Origin of the sequence: Serratia sp. SA088 (assembly GCF_049065515.1) — a bacterium.
GTDB classification, from domain to species: domain Bacteria; phylum Pseudomonadota; class Gammaproteobacteria; order Enterobacterales; family Enterobacteriaceae; genus Serratia; species Serratia nematodiphila.
In genome coordinates this window covers 301,404-318,034 of record NZ_JBAKGW010000002.1, presented here as the reverse complement: position 1 = coordinate 318,034, position 16,631 = coordinate 301,404, and the positions used below count along the sequence as shown (strand labels likewise).

At 62.6% G+C, this 16,631-nt stretch carries 16 protein-coding genes; 6 read left to right on the top strand and 10 right to left on the bottom strand.

The annotated features are described in order from the left end of the window. Positions 1-33: 33 nt before the first annotated feature. Positions 34-1,122, top strand: coding sequence for a malate/lactate/ureidoglycolate dehydrogenase (locus ACOWVD_RS06450; protein WP_049240223.1), 1,089 nt, complete (start codon positions 34-36; stop codon positions 1,120-1,122). Positions 1,123-1,164: 42 nt separating this feature from the next. On the opposite strand, the gene ACOWVD_RS06445 is transcribed toward ACOWVD_RS06450, so the two are convergent. The 3 genes from ACOWVD_RS06445 to phoP form a co-directional block, all read right to left on the bottom strand. Beyond that, positions 1,165-2,286 carry a cupin domain-containing protein gene (locus ACOWVD_RS06445; protein ID WP_044031419.1) on the bottom strand — a complete coding sequence of 374 codons (1,122 nt, stop codon included), beginning with the start codon at positions 2,284-2,286 and terminating at the stop codon, positions 1,165-1,167. An 84-nt stretch (positions 2,287-2,370) separates the two neighbouring features. Then, on the bottom strand, positions 2,371-3,828 hold the full coding sequence (gene phoQ / locus ACOWVD_RS06440; protein WP_049240262.1) for a two-component system sensor histidine kinase PhoQ: 1,458 nt from the start codon (positions 3,826-3,828) through the stop codon (positions 2,371-2,373). Positions 3,829-3,833: 5 nt separating this feature from the next. Further along, positions 3,834-4,505, bottom strand: coding sequence for a two-component system response regulator PhoP (gene phoP, locus ACOWVD_RS06435; RefSeq protein WP_004941169.1), 672 nt, complete (start codon positions 4,503-4,505; stop codon positions 3,834-3,836). Between the two features lie 379 nt (positions 4,506-4,884). Here phoP and ACOWVD_RS06430 point away from each other — a divergent pair, with 379 nt between their 5' ends. After that, positions 4,885-5,904: an ADP-ribosylglycohydrolase family protein gene (locus ACOWVD_RS06430; protein ID WP_049240222.1), complete on the top strand. Its 1,020-nt coding sequence runs from the start codon at positions 4,885-4,887 to the stop codon at positions 5,902-5,904. Between the two features lie 21 nt (positions 5,905-5,925). On the opposite strand, the gene ACOWVD_RS06425 is transcribed toward ACOWVD_RS06430, so the two are convergent. Next, on the bottom strand, positions 5,926-6,690 hold the full coding sequence (locus ACOWVD_RS06425; protein WP_049240221.1) for a GntR family transcriptional regulator: 765 nt from the start codon (positions 6,688-6,690) through the stop codon (positions 5,926-5,928). 139 nt (positions 6,691-6,829) lie between these two features. Here ACOWVD_RS06425 and ACOWVD_RS06420 point away from each other — a divergent pair, with 139 nt between their 5' ends. The 3 genes from ACOWVD_RS06420 to ACOWVD_RS06410 all read left to right on the top strand — a co-directional run bounded on the left by ACOWVD_RS06420 (position 6,830) and on the right by ACOWVD_RS06410 (position 9,633). Then, a complete protein-coding gene (locus tag ACOWVD_RS06420) occupies positions 6,830-8,344 on the top strand; it encodes a PLP-dependent aminotransferase family protein (protein ID WP_049240220.1) in 1,515 nt (504 codons plus the stop codon). A 116-nt stretch (positions 8,345-8,460) separates the two neighbouring features. Next, the gene (locus tag ACOWVD_RS06415; protein ID WP_015377605.1) at positions 8,461-8,913 is read left to right on the top strand and encodes a GNAT family N-acetyltransferase; all 453 of its coding nucleotides are present in this window, start codon (positions 8,461-8,463) and stop codon (positions 8,911-8,913) included. Positions 8,914-8,928: 15 nt separating this feature from the next. Beyond that, entirely contained in the window at positions 8,929-9,633 is a 705-nt protein-coding gene (locus ACOWVD_RS06410; RefSeq protein WP_033633284.1) for a GNAT family N-acetyltransferase, read from the top strand. Between the two features lie 51 nt (positions 9,634-9,684). On the opposite strand, the gene purB is transcribed toward ACOWVD_RS06410, so the two are convergent. Continuing rightward, complete coding sequence (gene purB, locus ACOWVD_RS06405) at positions 9,685-11,055, bottom strand: adenylosuccinate lyase (RefSeq protein ID WP_004941193.1); 1,371 nt, start codon at positions 11,053-11,055, stop codon at positions 9,685-9,687. Positions 11,056-11,077: 22 nt separating this feature from the next. Next, complete coding sequence (gene hflD, locus ACOWVD_RS06400; RefSeq protein WP_004941196.1) at positions 11,078-11,704, bottom strand: high frequency lysogenization protein HflD; 627 nt, start codon at positions 11,702-11,704, stop codon at positions 11,078-11,080. A 331-nt stretch (positions 11,705-12,035) separates the two neighbouring features. Between hflD and kup the strand changes: the two genes are divergently transcribed. Next, positions 12,036-13,904, top strand: a complete 1,869-nt coding sequence (gene kup, locus ACOWVD_RS06395; protein WP_015377607.1) for a low affinity potassium transporter Kup — start codon at positions 12,036-12,038, stop codon at positions 13,902-13,904. A 47-nt stretch (positions 13,905-13,951) separates the two neighbouring features. Here the strand turns inward: kup and mnmA are convergent, their stop codons facing one another. The 4 genes from mnmA to rluE all read right to left on the bottom strand — a co-directional run bounded on the left by mnmA (position 13,952) and on the right by rluE (position 16,602). After that, entirely contained in the window at positions 13,952-15,052 is a 1,101-nt protein-coding gene (mnmA, locus tag ACOWVD_RS06390; RefSeq protein ID WP_015377608.1) for a tRNA 2-thiouridine(34) synthase MnmA, read from the bottom strand. Between the two features lie 106 nt (positions 15,053-15,158). After that, on the bottom strand, positions 15,159-15,605 hold the full coding sequence (locus tag ACOWVD_RS06385; protein ID WP_049240219.1) for an NUDIX hydrolase: 447 nt from the start codon (positions 15,603-15,605) through the stop codon (positions 15,159-15,161). Positions 15,606-15,614: 9 nt separating this feature from the next. Next, positions 15,615-15,953, bottom strand: a complete 339-nt coding sequence (locus ACOWVD_RS06380; RefSeq protein ID WP_049240218.1) for a lysozyme inhibitor LprI family protein — start codon at positions 15,951-15,953, stop codon at positions 15,615-15,617. A 22-nt stretch (positions 15,954-15,975) separates the two neighbouring features. Further along, positions 15,976-16,602, bottom strand: a complete 627-nt coding sequence (rluE, locus tag ACOWVD_RS06375; RefSeq protein ID WP_049240217.1) for a 23S rRNA pseudouridine(2457) synthase RluE — start codon at positions 16,600-16,602, stop codon at positions 15,976-15,978. Positions 16,603-16,631: the final 29 nt, after the last annotated feature.

Here is a 16,631-nt window from a genome sequence, read left to right as displayed (position 1 = left end):
TGAAGCCTATTCCCCACGCATAAGGACCGCATGATGAGCACCGAATATCGCATCGCCAGCCCGCATTTGGCGCAGTTCGTTCAGGCGATTTGGCGCCAGGCCGGCAGCACGGCGCGTGAAGCCGAGCTGGTGGCCGAGCATCTGGTGCAGGCCAATCTGGCCGGGCACGACTCGCACGGCGTCGGCATGATCCCCAGCTACATGGCGTCGTTGGCGCAGGGGCAATTGCAGCTCAATCAGCATGCCGAGGTGGTGCGCGACGCCGGCGCGGTGCTGACGCTCGACGGCGCGCGCGGCTTCGGCCAGGTGGTGGCCAGCGAAGCGATGGCGCTGGGCATTGAACGCGCCGGCAAGCTGGGCCTGGCGGCGGTGGCGCTGCACAACGCGCACCATATCGGCCGCATCGGCCATTGGGCTGAACAGTGCGCCCGCGCCGGTTTTATCTCGATTCACTTCGTCAACGTGGTAGGCGATCCGATGGTGGCGCCGTTCGGCGGCAGCGATCGCCGCTTCGGCACCAACCCGTTCTGCGCCATTTTCCCGCGGCCGGGCCGCACGCCGCTGCTGTTGGATTTCGCCACCAGCGGCATCGCCTTCGGCAAGACCCGGGTGGCTTATAACAAAGGCTTGTCGGTGGCGCCGGGCTATCTGATCGACGAACACGGGCAGCCAACTGCCGAACCGAAGGTGATGCATGAAGCGCCGTTCGGTTCGCTGCTGCCGTTCGGCTTGCACAAAGGCTATGCGCTGGCGGCGATGTGCGAGATCCTCGGCGGCGCGCTCTCCGGCGGCCGCACCACCCACGACGCCACGCTGAAAGCCGAGAGCGACGCCATCTTCAACTGCATGACGACCCTGATCCTCGATCCTCAGGCCTTCGACGCCCCGCAAATGCAGGCCGAGGCCGAAGCGTTTATCGGCTGGGTGAAGGCGTCGCCGCCGAGCGGCGAACAGCCGATCGCGGTGCCGGGAGAATGGGAAGAGGCCAACCGCGCGGCGCGGCTGGAGCAGGGCATACCGATAGACGTCAATACCTGGCGGCAGATTTGCGCGGCGGCGGAGCAGGCGGGCATGGCGAATGAAGCGCTGGCCGGTTTTCGCGCGCAGGCGCGGCAAGCATAAAAAAAAGCCACCCGATAGGGTGGCTTGTTCGCGTACTCGCAATCAGTCGTTAAAATACCAATAGCCGCTGTTGACCAGCGCGGTCAGCAGCGCCAGGAACGACGGATCGTCCACCGCGTCGCCGAGCAAAGTGGCATCGACGCTGAAGTGCTGGCACAGGGCGTCTGCGGCCTGCAGCTGGTCGGTGTCGATCAGTTCACCGTTGACGAAGCAGCGATCGCCGATGCGCAGCACGCGCAATCCGCCCAGGCGCTGCAGCGCTTCACCCTGTTGCAGCAGTTCGTAGATTTCCCCGGCCTGATACGGCGGCTCCGGCGGCGCCAGATCCAGCTCGTGGCGCGACTGGGAGATAAACTCGCCGAACCAGTGCTGGAAGTGTTCCGGCTGTTGCACCAGATCCAGCATCATCTGCCGTAAGGCGTCCACTTCCTGCGGCAGGATCTCCGCCGGGTGTTCGCGCAGTTTAACGTCCGGATCGCCGTAGCGTTTGCTGCCGAGCTCGCGCGCCAGCACGTAATCGGCGAAGCCGCTCACCAGCTCGCGGCCGTTCGGCGCGCGGAAGCCCACCGAGTAGTTGAGCGCGTTTTCCAGCGCGTAGCCTTCATGCGGGAAGCCCGGCGGAATGTAGAGAATGTCGCCCGGCTCCATCTCTTCGTCGATGATGGCGTCGAACGGTTCGACCTGCAGCAGATCCGGGTGCGGGCAGTGCTGTTTCAGCGGCGTTTTTTCCCCGACGCGCCAGCGGCGGCGGCCAGTGCCCTGAATGATGAACACGTCGTACTGATCGAGGTGCGGGCCGACGCCGCCGCCCGGCACCGAGAAGGAGATCATCAGGTCATCCATCCGCCAGTCCGGCAGTTGGCGGAACGGGCGCATCAGCGCGGCGGAAGGCTCATGCCAGTGGTCCACTGCCTGCACCAGCAGCGACCAGTTGTTTTCGCTCAGGTGGTCGAAGCTCTCGAAGGGGCCGTGCGCAACCTGCCAACGGCCGTCCTGGTGGCTGACCAGACGGCTGTCCACTTCGTTTTCCATCGCCAGCCCGGCCAGCTCATCCGGGGAGATCGGATCGATAAAGTTTTTGAAGCCGCGCTTCAGAATCACCGGACGCTTTTGCCAATAACGTTGCAAAAAATCGTTCCAGTCCAGATCTAATTGATAATCCATGTTCTATTCCAGGATAGGGGAGTGAGCCTGAGTGCGATTATAACGGAAGTTTGGCCCCGTGGATCGGGGCCGCAGCTGCATAATTTACTCGTTGTGGTGGGTGTCGTGCTGGCGGGCGAAGGTGACCTGCATGCGCGCGCCGCCGAGCGGGCTGTCGCTGATGACGATTTCGCCGTCGTATTGCTCGATGATCTCCGCCGCCACCGACAGGCCAAGGCCCTGGCCGGGGCGCAGGGTATCCACCCGCTGGCCGCGCTGGAAAATCAGCTGGCGCTTGCTTTCCGGGATGCCCGGGCCGTCGTCGTCGATAACGATGGTGAGGTTTTTCTCGGAGTGCAGCGAGGTGATCTCCACGAACTCCAGGCAGTATTTGCAGGCGTTTTCCAACACGTTGCCCATCACTTCCATAAAATCGTTCTTCTCGCCCATAAAGGTCACTTCCGGCGAGATGTCCAGCGTGATCGCCACCCCTTTGCGCTGGTAAACCTTGTTCAGCGCCACCACCAGGCTGTCGAGCAGCGCCGGCACCGAGTGGATCTCGCGCGTCAACACCGTCTGGCCGGAGTTGATGCTGGCCCGGTGCAGGTAGTAACCGATCTGCTGCGAGATGCGCCCGATCTGATCCAGCATGATCGGCTCGGCTTCTTCGATGGTGGTTTGCTTGCCGCTGCGCAGCGAGCGCAGGGTGCTTTGCAGCACCGCCAGCGGCGTTTTCAGGCTGTGGGTCAGATCCGACAGGGTGGTGCGATATTTGGTGTAGCGCTGGCGCTCGTTGCGCACCAGAATGTTCAGATTGCGCACCAGCCCGCGCAGCTCGCTGGGTGGATTTTCGTCGAGCTGATCGCGCTCGCCGTTCTCCAGCTCGCCCACCTGATTGACCAGCGCCTTGATCGGCCGCAGGCTCCAGTAGGCCGCCAGCCACAGCAGCGGCACCACCAGCAGCAGGTTGGCCAACAGCACGTAGCTGAACCACTCCCACACCACGTCGGAGCGCTGCAGCTCCTGCGGAATGCTGTCGACCACCACGATGGTCAGCGCCGGCAGGCGAGGCGTGGCGGCATAGGTGTTGACCGCCACCGAGTGGGTCAGCGCGTTCTGATCGGTATCGTCGTAATTCTTCAGCTGATCCTGCGCTTTGGGGTTGTCCCCCAGCACTTCGCTACTGACGCGGGTGTCGGTGTCGATTTCGTAGAAGCCGGACTCCTCCAGCCATTCCTTGTTGATCAGCTTCTCGAGCTCCGGCACCTTGCGCTGGCTCCACAGCAGGTTGCCTTTATCGTCGTAGATAAATACCAGCGTCGGGAAGTTGAGATCGAGATCGGGGGGAATGGCGATGGTGAGCTTGTTGTCTTTCCACTGCGCCAGGCTGAAGAACAGGTTGCTCTCGCCGCGCAGCAAACGGAAGGCGGTTTTGTCGAAGCTGACGATATAGCCGACGACCGCCACCAAACCGTAAGAGAGCGACAGCGCCAGGATCACCCCGGCGGTCGCCATCAGGAAGCGGGCACGCAGCGAAAACGGTTTTTTATTCTTGTTGAACATCATGTTCACTTCGCGTCAAAACGATAGCCCTGGCCACGTACCGTGGTGATCACTTCATGCGGGTATTCCGCCTGCACTTTCTTGCGCAAGCGGCCCATCAGCACGTCGATGGTGTGGCTTTCACGCAGTTCGGCGTCCGGGTAGAGCTGCAGCATCAACGAATCCTTGCTCACCACCTTGCCGGCGTTGCGGATCAGGGTCTCGATGATGGTGTATTCAAAGGCGGTCAGCTTGATCTGTTGATCGTTGACGCTCAGTTCGCGGCGCGACAGATCGATCTGGAACGGCGGCAGCACGATCACTTGCGAAGCCAGGCCGCTGTTGCGGCGCATCAGCGCCTGCATGCGGGCGATCACTTCTTCCAGGTGGAACGGCTTGGTGACATAGTCGTCGGCGCCGGCTTCCAGCACCGCCACTTTGTCCTGCCAGCTTTCGCGGGCGGTCAGCACCAGGATCGGCAGCTTGGTCTGATGGGCGCGCCAGCGGCGGATCAGGCTCAGGCCGTCTTCACCCGGCAGGCCGAGATCGACGATGGCGATATCCGGCGCGTGTTCCTGCAGGAAATAATCGGCTTCCTTGGCGTCTTCGGCCGCGTCGACCTGATGGCCCATCTCGCGCATCTGAACGGAAAGGTGGTGACGCAGCAAACCATTATCTTCAACAACCAGTACTCGCATGGCGAACTCCTGTGACTATGCGGGTGAACGTCCTGTCACCCACGCGATAAAAGGGAACACGCTCTGCGGCGTGTCAGGGAATAACGCGGCCACCTGAACCATTTTGACAAAAAGTGCTGAGGCTATGGTAGGTATAACCCGCCCGGCTAGCAAGAGAGCCGAAGCAATGTATTAAAATAAGCGTTATCAATTTGTTCGCCGACATTATCGACAAGCTCTGATAAACGTCGGATAAACAGCGGCGGGGCAACATTAAACGCAACTTAAACGCCCCAGGCATTGCCCGCGAAAGGGAAGTGTGAGCCGGGGCGCTTGATAAGCTTTAAAGGTACTAATAAGGTATTATTGAGGCAACGGTACATTTTCTCAGGAGCGACGGATGAAGCAATTAACCCAGGCAGAACGCATAGCGGGCGCACTTTACGGACAGATGCTGGGCGACGCGCTCGGCATGCCTTCCGAGCTGTGGCCGCGCGAGCGGGTTAAGCGCCATTTCGGCTGGATAGACGGCTTTCTCGATGGGCCGGCAGAGAACACCGCCGCCTGTTACTTCAAGGCCGGGCAATATACCGACGATACCGCGATGGCGTTAGCGCTGGCCGATGCGTTGCGGGAAGCGGAAGGCGAGGTGGTGCCGGAACTGATCGCCCGCAACGTGATCCGCTGGGTGGACAGTTTTGACGCCTTCAACAAGAATATTCTCGGCCCCAGTTCCAAACTGGCGTTGAGCGAGCAGAAGGCGGGCACGCCGATCGCCGAGTTGGAAAACAACGGCATCACCAATGGCGCGGCGATGCGCATTTCGCCTTTGGGCTGCGTGCTGCCGTCCGCGCCGCTGGAGGATTTCTGCCAGCAGGTGTGGCTGGCCTCCAGCCCGACGCACAAATCCGACATCGCCGTCGCCGGTGCGGTGGCGATCGCCTGGGCCGTCGCGCGAGCGGTGGAGGGCGCGGACTGGGCCTCGATTCGCCAGGCGCTGCCGGGCGTGGCGGAGTATGCCCAGCGCCGGCAGGAGACGACGTTCAGCCCCTCGCTGGCGGCGCGCATCGAGTTGGCGTTTCAGGTGGTGGATGAGGCCGCCGATCCCGAGCAGACCTCTGAGCGGATATATCAACTGATCGGCGCCGGGGTGAGCACCATCGAGTCGGTGCCGGCGGCGCTGGCGATGGTGCAGCTGGCGCAAACCGATCCTACCCGTTGCGCGGTGCTGTGCGCCAACCTGGGCGGCGATACTGACACCATCGGCGCGATGGCCACCGCTGTCTGCGGTGCGCTGCACGGTGCAGAAGCGATCGAACCCGGATTGCTGGCGGAGTTAAAACGGGTGAATCCGCTGGACGTTGAGGCGTATGCCCAGGCGTTCGTGCGTTTTCGCCGCCGCCGGCAGGGCGAGGCGTGAGCCGCCGCAAGGTGCAACGGGTCAGCTTTCGCTGGTAAATTCGTACATGTCGCTGCGGCAGAAGCTTTCGCTGTATTCGACAGGCTTCTTGCGGTGGTCGAACAACGTCTGGCGCACGATCAGCAGCGGCATCGGTTCTGATAGCTGCAGCGCCTGGCGGATATCGTCGTCGGCCATCGCCGCGCTGACCTGGCTGCGCAGCGAGCCCATCTCCACGCTATTGCGCCGGAAGTAGTCGTAGAGCGAGATGCCAATCTCGTCGATGTTGGCAATCGCCGCCGCCACCACGTAGGACACCGCCACCGACATCGGCCGCCGATCGATAAAGTGAATGCGTTTGAGTTGGTAGATCGGCGCTCCAACCGCCAGCTGGAGCCTTTCCGCCAGTTCGGCGCTGGCCGGCACCCGCTCGCGGCTGATCCATTGCGTGTCCGGCTGACGCCCCTGTTGCGCCGCCTCGCGCGAGAACCCTTTGATGTCCGCTAAGGAATAGCGCAGCTTCGGCGCGGGCCGTTGCGGCTGGATGAAGGTGCCGTAGCCGCGTGAACGGCCAATGATGCCGTCTTGCTCAAGGCAGGCCAGTGCTTTGCGCACCGTGATGCGCGAGATGCCGAGCCGTTCGGTGAACAGGCGCTCGCTGGGCAGGAAATCCCCCGCGCTCAGCAATCCTTGCTCGATAGCCTGGCGCACCGAGGCGTTAAAGCGCAGATACAACGGCATCGCGCCCGCGCTGGCCAGATCCTGCAGCAGTTTTTCCAGCAGACGCTGGTTGATCTCCTTGCTCATAGCTGACGGAAGTCCTGTAGCCGCAATGCGATGGCTTATTTAAGGGGATTTCGCCGGGCAGCGCAACTGCCGCCGCCGCTGGGAGAAAATGAGGTAGAGTAGTGTGCAATCGCCCCAGGCTCGGAGAAACAGACTGCCCATGAGTGACACCCCACGACACGCGGACGACGCGGCAATCCTGGCAGCCTTCACCCAGCAGCGTCAGCAGGGGCTGACCCGACGTTCGGCGCTGCACCAGGCCCTGTTGCGGCTCATCACCGCCGGGGAACTGCCGTGGCGGGCGAAGCTGCCGCCGAGCCGCGTGTTGGCGGCCCGGCTGGCGGTGGCGCGTGACACGGTGGAACAGACCTACGCGCGGCTGGAGGCGGAGGGGTTCATCAGCCGAACGGTGGGGCGCGGCAGCTTTGTGCGTTATCGCTGCGATACGCTGCTCGGCCGTGAACTGCTGGCGACGCAGGCAGGCCAGGAGGCGCGGCTGGCGGAACGCGAGTTAAGCGATCGCGGCCGGGCGTTGCTGGCGGTCAGCCATACGCCGCACACCAGCCGCCAGGCCTCGTTGACGCCCTCGCTGGCGGATCTGCGGGCGTTTCCCATCGATTCATGGCTGCAGTGGGAAAAGCTGGCGCTGCGGCGGCACGGCGAGCGGCTGTTGGGGTATGCCGATCCGCAGGGCTTGCCGGAGCTGCGTGCGGAGATCGCGCACTATTTGCAGCGGGAGCGGGGCGTCAAGGCGACGGCGGAGCAGGTGATCGTGGTCACCAGCTCTCAGCAGGCGCTGGCGCTGTGCACGCAGGTGCTGTTCGATCCCGGCGATGCGGTATTCGTCGAAGAGCCGGGTTACCAGGGGGCGAAAAAGCTGGTGCAGTCGGCGGGGCTGCAGGCGCGGCCGATCGGCATTGATGAGCAGGGGCTGGACGTCGGGCAACTGATGCAGGCTTCGGGCGGCGGGCGGGGCGTTTACATCACGCCGTCCCATCACTACCCGCTGGGGTACTCGCTGAGCCTCGAGCGGCGTCTGGCGCTGTTGCAGTGGGCCCAGCGTCGGCGGGCCTGGATCATCGAAGACGATTATGACGCCGAGTTCAACTACGATCGACAAACCAAGGCGGCGCTGCAGGGGCTGGACAGCGGCGGGCGCACGCTGTACATCGGCACCTTCAGCAAGACGCTGTTTCCGGGGCTGCGCATCGGCTTCATGATTGCGCCGCCGCAGCTGGTGCGGCCATTGGTCGCCGCCAGGCAGTTTCAGGACGGCTACACCTCGGCGCTGGCGCAGATGACGCTGTTCCACTGCCTGCACGAGGGCGGCTACGCCGAGCATCTGCGCAATATGCGCACGCTGTACAAGGCAAGGTTGGATGCGCTGTACGGCGCGGTACACCGGTATCTCGCGGCCTGGACGCGCCCGCCGCTGCCGCAGGGCGGCCTGCAGCTGGTTTGCCCGTTGGCGGATGCGGCGACGGAGCGACGGCTGGTGGCGGCCGCTGCCGAACGGGGAATGCGGCTGTACGGCCTGGCGGACTTTTACACCGGTGCGCCGCAGCGCGGGGCGCTGGTGCTCGGTTTCTCGGCCTACACGCCGGACGAGATCGTGCGTTTTATCGCCACGCTGGCACAGGTGTTCAACGCGCTGCCGCGGGAAAACGGCGGTTAAAATTGGTCTGCCCGGCGTTTTGAATTGGTCCGTATTACGCCGTCGCTGCGCGGTGTATTCTGCCGCTATTCGGTTATTTCCCTAATGGAAATAATATCTTAACCCCGTGAGGCGCTATGAACCCATCAAATCGTGAAGTGACCATCCGCAGAATCAATGGCGACGACAGAGCGCAATGGCTGGCGTTGTGGCAGGGCTATCTCGACTTTTACCGCGCCGAGGTGGCGCCGCAGGTGACCGATCGCACCTTCGAACGTTTGGGGCAGGATGAACAGGTGTACGGGCTGGTGGCGGAGGATGCCGACGGCCGGCTGCTGGGGCTGATGAACCTGGTATTCCATCCGTCCACCTGGAGCGCGGTGGGCTATTGTTATATCGAAGATCTTTATGTGTCGCCGCAGGCGCGCGGCCATAAAGTGTCGGAAAAACTGTTCGAACAGGCGTATCGGCTGGCGGAGGCGCGCGGCAGCGATCGGGTCTATTGGATGACCCAGGAGTACAACGCGCCGGCGCGTTCGCTGTACGACAAAATCGGCAGAAGAAGCTCGTTTATCGTGTATACCCGTTAACCGCAGGAGGCGCGTATGGCAATGAATCGTTATGGTCAGCCGATTGGCGAACCGATGCCGGATTGGCAGCCGGCTCGCCGCCCGGGCGGCGCAACGCTCGGCGGGCGTTTCTGTTCACTGGCGCCGCTCGATCCGCAGCGGGATTACGCCGCGCTGTATGACGCTTTCCAGCTGGCGCCGGACGGCCGCGACTGGACCTATCTGTCTATCGAACGGCCCGACACGCCGGCGGCGATGTTGCAGCACCTGGAGACGCTGCAGGCCAACCCGACGCTGGTCAATCTGACGGTGTTCGACGCCGCCAGCGACGCGCCGGTGGGGACGGTGGCGCTGATGCGCATCGACGAGGCCAACGGCGTGCTGGAGATCGGCCACGTCAGCTGGTCACCGTTGATGAAACAGCGCTCCAGCGCCACCGAAGCCATCGCGCTGCTGCTGCGTTATGCCTTCGACACGCTGGGCTATCGCCGCTGTGAATGGAAGTGCGACAGCCATAACGCTCCATCGCGCCAGGCCGCGCTGCGCTTCGGCTTCCGTTACGAGGGCAACTTCCGCTTTGCGGTGATCGTCAAGGGGCGCAGCCGGGATACCGACTGGTTCGCCATCACCATTGACCGTTGGCCGGCGGTGCGGCAGGCGTTGGCGCGTTGGCTGAGTGCGGACAACTTCGATGCGCAGGGGCGGCAGATAGCCCGGCTGCAGGTGTTGCGCGGCGAATAATAAGCAAAAAGGCGGCCCGTGGGCCGCCTTGTCGTTGTGGGTCTAACGCGCTTACTTCAGCTCGTCGACCATGGTGGTGGCGCGGCCGATATAGTTGGCCGGGGTCATCGCCTTCAGACGGGTTTTCTCTTCTTCCGGCAGCGCCAGGCCATCGATGAACGCCTGCATGCCGGCGGCGTCCACGCGCTTGCCGCGGGTCAGCTCTTTCAGCTTCTCGTAAGGCTTTTCGATGCCGTAGCGGCGCATCACGGTCTGGATCGGCTCGGCCAGCACTTCCCAGTTGTGATCCAGTTCGTCCAGCAGGTGCGCCTGGTTGACTTCCAGCTTGCTGATGCCCTTCAGGGTGGCCTGATAGGCGATCAGCGCGTAACCCAGGCCCACGCCCAGGTTACGCAGCACGGTGGAGTCGGTCAGGTCGCGCTGCCAGCGGGACACCGGCAGTTTGCCCGCCAGGTGGCCCAGCACGGCGTTGGCCAGCCCCAGGTTGCCTTCGGAGTTTTCGAAGTCGATCGGGTTGACCTTGTGCGGCATGGTGGAAGAACCGATTTCGCCGGCGATGGTCTTCTGCTTGAAGTGGTTCAGGGCGATGTAGCCCCAGATGTCGCGGTCGAAGTCGATCAGAATGGTGTTGAAACGCGCTACGCAGTCGAACAGTTCGGCGATGTAGTCATGCGGTTCGATCTGGGTGGTGTACGGGTTCCAGGTGATGCCGAGCGAGGTGACGAACGCTTCGCTGAACTGATGCCAGTCCACTTCCGGGTAGGCGACGATGTGGGCGTTGTAGTTGCCGACCGCACCGTTGATTTTACCCATGATCTCCACGCGCTCCAGTTGGCGGTACTGGCGCTCCATGCGGTAAGCCACGTTGGCGAACTCTTTACCGACGGTTGACGGGGTCGCCGGCTGGCCGTGGGTGCGCGACAGCAGCGGGATATCGCGGTATTCCTGCGCCAGCCCTTTCAGCGCGTCGATGATCTTGCGCCAGTAAGGCAGCACCACGTCCTGACGGGCGCTTTGCAGCATCAGCGCGTGCGACAGGTTGTTGATGTCTTCGGAGGTGCAGGCGAAGTGGATGAACTCGGACACCGCGTGCAGCGCAGGCACCGCCGCCACTTTTTCCTTCAGGAAATACTCGACCGCTTTCACGTCGTGGTTGGTGGTGCGCTCGATGGTTTTGATGCGCTGTGCGTCTTCTTCATTGAATTCCGCGACGATTTTGTCGAGGAAAGCGTTTGCGTCGGCGTCAAAAGCGGGAACTTCCTTGATTTCTGCGCAGGCGGCCAGTTTTTGCAGCCAACGTACTTCAACCTGTACGCGGAATTTCAGCAGACCGTATTCGCTGAAAATGGGGCGCAGTGCGCTGACTTTATCACCGTAGCGTCCATCAACGGGGGAAACGGCGGTCAGTGAGGATAATTCCATCGGTAGCAACTCCTGGGATCGATTAACAATGAGCAACGATATTTTGCGCCTGCTTGAACAGACGATTACGGGAAAACATTAACTGCAGGCGGCTGCCGCCGACCTGTTGCCACAGCACGGCGGCGCGAATGCCGGCCAGCAGCGTGGCGCGAACCTTGGCCTGCACCTGCGGGTTCTGCAGGATGGCCGGCGAGCCGGTCACCTGGATGCGCGGCCCGAGCGGGCTGACCACGTCGACGTAAATGCCGGCCAGCGCGCTGATGATGGTGTCCGACTCAAGATCGAAGTGCGCCAGCTGGCGCTCGAGCTGGCCGAGGCGTTCGCCGAGCGTGTTCATCGCCTGTTTGTTGGCGTTGAGCTTGCGCTCCAGCACCATCAGGCTGATGGTGTAGCGGGTCAGTTCCGCGCCCGGCCCTTTGTTGTTGGCATTCAGCACGCCCATCAGGGTTTCGAGGCCGACCATCAAATTGCGTTCTTCGCCGCCGAACACCGCCAGCGTGGAGGGCGGATCCATTTGCAGCAGGCTTTTCAGCGAGGTCTGAAACGCTTCGCGGTTGCATTGCCCTTCATGGGCCAACTGCTGAACCAAACGCGCCGACTGGCTGATGCCCGCCATGGCCAGCGTGATGTCATAATAATTCTTCGCCACGATGACTCCTGTAAACGCGGTGAACGGTACATGGCTTACTGCATAAGGTTGTGTGTATCGCAGGGGTAACGGCGGCGGCCGCGAACGGTAACGATCGGGCGTGGCTGTAACAACGATGACAACGAATGCCGCGGATCATGCCACAAAATCGAGGGTAAACCCAGCGTCTAATACGTCTGCGGTGAGGCGGAGGCGCCGTGCGGCGCAGAACTGCGCAAATAGGCGACGAAAATCGCCGGCGCGGCGGCGCGAACTTATTGTTGCTGCGGCAAATAAAGTGCGGCGGCTGCATCTATACTGCCAACGTGAACCCTCAAATAAAGACCTTTATATGCACGTAAAAAACAAGCAGCCACTGCCGGCGGTGACGCTGGCGGCCATCGGCGTGGTGTACGGCGATATCGGCACCAGCCCGCTGTATACCCTGCGCGAATGCCTGACGGCGGAGGAGGGCATCACTCTGACGCCGGCCTCGATTTACGGCTTTTTATCGCTGATTTTCTGGCTGCTGACGCTGGTGGTGTCCATTAAATACATTTGTTTCGTGATGCGCGCCGACAACGACGGCGAGGGAGGCATTCTGACGCTGATGTCGCTGGCGATCCGCAAGCTGGATGCGCGCTGGGTGCCGGCGGCGGTGCTGATCGGGCTGGTGGGCGGCAGCTTCTTTTACGGCGATGGGGTGATCACCCCGGCCATTTCGGTGCTCTCGGCCATCGAGGGGCTGCAGATTATCGCCCCCGAGCTGGACAGCTTTATCGTACCGCTGTCGCTGCTGGTGCTGACCGCATTGTTCGCGATCCAAAAACGCGGCACCGGCAGCGTCGGCAAACTGTTCGCCCCGGCGATGGTTATCTGGTTCCTGACGCTGGCGCTGCTGGGCCTCGGCGGCATTTTGCATCACCCCGGCGTGCTGCGGGCGCTGAACCCTTACTGGGCGGTGAATTTCTTCCTCGAATACAAGGCCGTGTCGTTCTTTGCGCTGGGCATGGTGGTGCTGTCGGTCACCGGCGCTGAAGCGCTGTACGCCGATATGGGCCACTTCGGTAAAAAACCGATCCGTCTGGCGTGGTTTACGCTGGTGGCGCCGGCGCTGGTGTTGAACTACTTCGGCCAGGGGGCGCTGCTGCTGGCCAACCCGGCGGCGATCAATAACCCGTTCTTCCTGCTGGCGCCGACCTGGGCGCTGATCCCGCTGCTGGTGATCGCTACGCTGGCGACGGTGATCGCCTCGCAGGCGGTTATCTCCGGCGTGTTCTCGCTGACGCGGCAGGCGGTGCGGCTGGGTTACCTGCCGCCGATGCGCATCATCTATACCTCCGATCAGGAGTCCGGGCAGATCTACATTCCGGTGGTGAACTGGCTGCTGTTCGCGGCGGTGCTGATCGTGATCGTCAGCTTCAAACACTCCAGCAACCTGGCCTCGGCCTACGGCATCGTGGTAACCGGCACCATGCTGCTGTCGTCGATTCTGCTGAGCATCGTGGCGGTGAAAAACTGGGGCTGGCCGCGCTATCTGGGCGGGCTGATGCTGCTGGTCATGCTGTGCATCGACGTGCCGCTGTTCGGCGCCAACCTGATCAAGCTGGCGACCGGCGGCTGGCTGCCGGTGGCGCTCGGGCTAATCATTCTGCTGATCATGCTGACCTGGAAGACCGAGCGTTCGCGCCTGATCCGCCGATTGCGCGACAATCAGGAAGGGCTGAGCGCGCTGATCGAGTCGCTGGAGAAGGCGCCGCCGAAGCGGGTGCCGGGCACCGCGGTGTTTATGGAGCGCACGCCGCATGCGGTGCCGCTGGTGCTGTTGCATAACCTGAAGCATAACAAGGTGCTGCACGAGCGCGTGGTATTGCTGACCATCGTCACCACCGACATGCCGTACGTGCACAACGTGCAGCGGGTGGCGATCGAACAGCTGTCGGCGAGTTTCTGGCGGGTGGTGGCGAGCTACGGCTGGCGCGAGACGCCCAACGTGACGGACATTCTTTACCGCTGCGGGCTGGAGGGGATGAGCTTCACCATGAACGAGACCTCGTTCTTCATGTCGCGCGATACGCTGGTGCTGGGCAAACGGCCCTGGTATCTGCGCGTGCGCGGCAAGGTGTTCCAGCTGTTGCAGCGCAACGCGCTGCGGGCGCCGGACCTGTTCGAAATCCCGCCGAACCGGGTGATCGAGCTGGGGGCGCAGGTGGAATTCTGAATAAAAAAACGCTGCGGTAACCGCAGCGTTTTTCTTTTGCCTGGCAGTTACGCCAGACGCTGTTCGATGATGCCGCCGCCGAGGCAGATTTCGCCCTGGTAGAATACCGCCGACTGACCGGGGGTGACGGCGGAGACCGGCTCGTCGAAACGCACTTCGATGCGTTCGTCGTCGAGCGGGGTCACGGTGCAAGGGATATCCTGCTGGCGATAGCGGGTCTTCACCGTGCAGCGGAACGGGCCGCTCAGCGGCAGACGATCCACCCAGTGCAGCTGCTGCGCGATAAGGCCTACGGACATCAGGCGCGGATGATCGTGACCCTGCGCGACCACCAGCACGTTGTTGGCCACGTCTTTATCCACCACGTACCACGGATCTTCGCTGCTGTCTTTCAGGCCGCCGATACCCAGCCCTTTGCGCTGGCCCAGGGTGTGATACATCAGGCCCTGGTGTTCGCCGACGGTCTGGCCGTCAACGCTGACGATCGGGCCCGGCTGCGCCGGCAGGTAGCGGCCGAGGAAGTCGCGGAACTTGCGCTCGCCGATAAAGCAGATGCCGGTAGAGTCTTTCTTCTTGGCGGTGACCAGCTCCAGTTGCTCGGCGATGCGGCGCACCTCCGGCTTCTCCAGCTCGCCGACCGGGAACAGGCTCTGCGCCACCTGCTCGTGGCTCAGGGTGTAGAGGAAGTAGCTCTGATCTTTGTTGCCGTCGACGCCGCGCAGCAGGCGGCTCTTGCCGTCCACATCCTGGCGGCGCACGTAGTGGCCGGTGGCGATAAAATCGGCCCCCAGATCTTCGGCGGCGAACTCCAGGAAGGCTTTGAATTTGATCTCTTTATTGCACAGGATGTCCGGGTTCGGCGTGCGGCCGGCCTTGTACTCTTCCAGGAACAGCTCAAACACGTTGTCCCAGTATTCCGCCGCAAAGTTAACCGTGTGCAGTTCGATGCCCAGCTTGTCGCAGACCGCTTGCGCATCGGCCAGATCGGTCGCGGCGGAGCAGTACTCTTCGTCGTCGTCTTCTTCCCAGTTCTTCATGAACAGCCCAGCGACCTGGTAGCCCTGTTGCTGTAACAGATAGGCGGTAACGGAAGAGTCGACGCCGCCGGACATACCGACGATTACTTTTTTCTGGCTGTTGTCTGACATGGGGATCTCACGAACTTGAACACGAACCGTGCTGATAAAAACAAGCGCAGGATTTTACCACGTTGGCCGCGCCGGCGCACTGTTCATCTTGTGCTGCCCGGCGCGCTTAATGCGGCCAGGCGAAGCTGCCGACCAGCGACAGCGGGTAGCGCTCCGGCTGCTGATAGCTGCGAATGCTCTCCGCCACCAGCGCGGAGCGCAGGTTGGGCGCCTGCAAAATCTCTTCGGCGCTCAGCCACAGGCAGCGATCGATGTCGCTGTCGTGCGGCTCGGTCGGCAGCGGCTGTTCCAGCTCGATGACGAAGCAGAAGCGCAGGAACGGCGTGCGATCCGGCGCGATCCACTGGTGCAGGCGCAGGAACGCCTGCGGCGCGGCGCGGATGCCGGTCTCCTCCCACAGCTCGCGCTCGGCGGCCTGCACCAGCGTCTCGTCGGCCTCCAGGTGGCCGGCCGGCTGATTCCACAGCGCTTTGCCGTTGATGGTTTCTTCGACAATTAAAAATTTGCCGGCGGCGTGCACCACGCAGGCGACGGTGACGTGCGGTTTGAACATGCGGTCTCCTTACAGCGGTTTGTCGATGCGCCGGTAGATGTCGTCCAGCTCGGCGATGCGGGTGCGGTAACTTTGCAGCAGGCAGGCGGTGTCACCGCCGCACCGCTGGCGCTTGGTCAGCCAGGCTTGCTGGCTGTCCTGCATCGCGCCGCGCGCGCCCATGGCGAACAGGCCGCGCAGGAATTGATATTTGGTGGCCATTTGCACGTCCAGATCGTTCAGCGTGCGGTCGGCGCAGATGGCGCGCTCATCGCCGCCTGCCGCCTTGGCGCAGTCGAAGCTGGCGGCAGGGGCGGCGAACGGGGCCGCCAGGGCGGTAAACAGCAGTGCGATCGGAACGTGTTTCATGGCGCCTCCTTCAATTGCCGGTCTACAGGGAATCGATGGTTTTCCATTCACCAGGCTGCAGCGAACCCAACGAAAGATTACCCATACTGTAGCGAATCAGGCGCAGGGTAGGGAACCCGATATGCGCCGTCATGCGACGCACCTGGCGGTTTCGCCCTTCGAACAGGGTGATTTTCAGCCAACTGGTGGGGATGGATTTACGCTCGCGGATCGGCGGGTTGCGCGGCCATAGCCACTGCGGCTCGGCCACCAACTCCACCCCGGCGGGCAGCGTCGGGCCGTCTTTCAGCGTGACGCCGCTGCGCAGCGGCGCCAAATCGCTCTCCTGCGGCGCGCCCTCGACCTGCACATAGTAGATTTTGCCGGTGCGTTTGCCCGGTTGGGTGAGCTGCGCCTGCAGCTGGCCGTCGTTGGTCAGCACCAGCAGCCCCTCGCTGTCGCGATCCAGGCGCCCGGCGGCGTAAACGTCGGGGAAGGGGATGTACTCTTTCAGCGTGGCGCGGCCGGCTTCATCGGTGAACTGCGGCAGCACGTCGAAGGGCTTGTTGAATAACACAATGCGGCGCGGCCCCTTCTGCGCGGCGGGTTTGGCGGCATTCGGCTTGCTGAATCGTTTAACGTTGTGATTTCTAACAGAGAATTTTTTCATAACGGTTGAGATTACGGATGATAAGCGCA

Bases quoted from the DNA above. Each gene is read 5' to 3' on its own strand.
- ACOWVD_RS06450 (WP_049240223.1), top strand. From the start codon at position 34: ATGAGCACCGAATATCGCATCGCCAGCCCGCATTTGGCGCAGTTCGTT.
- ACOWVD_RS06445 (WP_044031419.1), bottom strand. From the start codon at position 2,286: ATGGATTATCAATTAGATCTGGACTGGAACGATTTTTTGCAACGTTAT.
- phoQ (WP_049240262.1), bottom strand. From the start codon at position 3,828: ATGTTCAACAAGAATAAAAAACCGTTTTCGCTGCGTGCCCGCTTCCTG.
- phoP (WP_004941169.1), bottom strand. From the start codon at position 4,505: ATGCGAGTACTGGTTGTTGAAGATAATGGTTTGCTGCGTCACCACCTT.
- ACOWVD_RS06430 (WP_049240222.1), top strand. From the start codon at position 4,885: ATGAAGCAATTAACCCAGGCAGAACGCATAGCGGGCGCACTTTACGGA.
- ACOWVD_RS06425 (WP_049240221.1), bottom strand. From the start codon at position 6,690: ATGAGCAAGGAGATCAACCAGCGTCTGCTGGAAAAACTGCTGCAGGAT.
- ACOWVD_RS06420 (WP_049240220.1), top strand. From the start codon at position 6,830: ATGAGTGACACCCCACGACACGCGGACGACGCGGCAATCCTGGCAGCC.
- ACOWVD_RS06415 (WP_015377605.1), top strand. From the start codon at position 8,461: ATGAACCCATCAAATCGTGAAGTGACCATCCGCAGAATCAATGGCGAC.
- ACOWVD_RS06410 (WP_033633284.1), top strand. From the start codon at position 8,929: ATGGCAATGAATCGTTATGGTCAGCCGATTGGCGAACCGATGCCGGAT.
- purB (WP_004941193.1), bottom strand. From the start codon at position 11,055: ATGGAATTATCCTCACTGACCGCCGTTTCCCCCGTTGATGGACGCTAC.
- kup (WP_015377607.1), top strand. From the start codon at position 12,036: ATGCACGTAAAAAACAAGCAGCCACTGCCGGCGGTGACGCTGGCGGCC.
- mnmA (WP_015377608.1), bottom strand. From the start codon at position 15,052: ATGTCAGACAACAGCCAGAAAAAAGTAATCGTCGGTATGTCCGGCGGC.
- ACOWVD_RS06385 (WP_049240219.1), bottom strand. From the start codon at position 15,605: ATGTTCAAACCGCACGTCACCGTCGCCTGCGTGGTGCACGCCGCCGGC.
- ACOWVD_RS06380 (WP_049240218.1), bottom strand. From the start codon at position 15,953: ATGAAACACGTTCCGATCGCACTGCTGTTTACCGCCCTGGCGGCCCCG.
- rluE (WP_049240217.1), bottom strand. From the start codon at position 16,602: ATGAAAAAATTCTCTGTTAGAAATCACAACGTTAAACGATTCAGCAAG.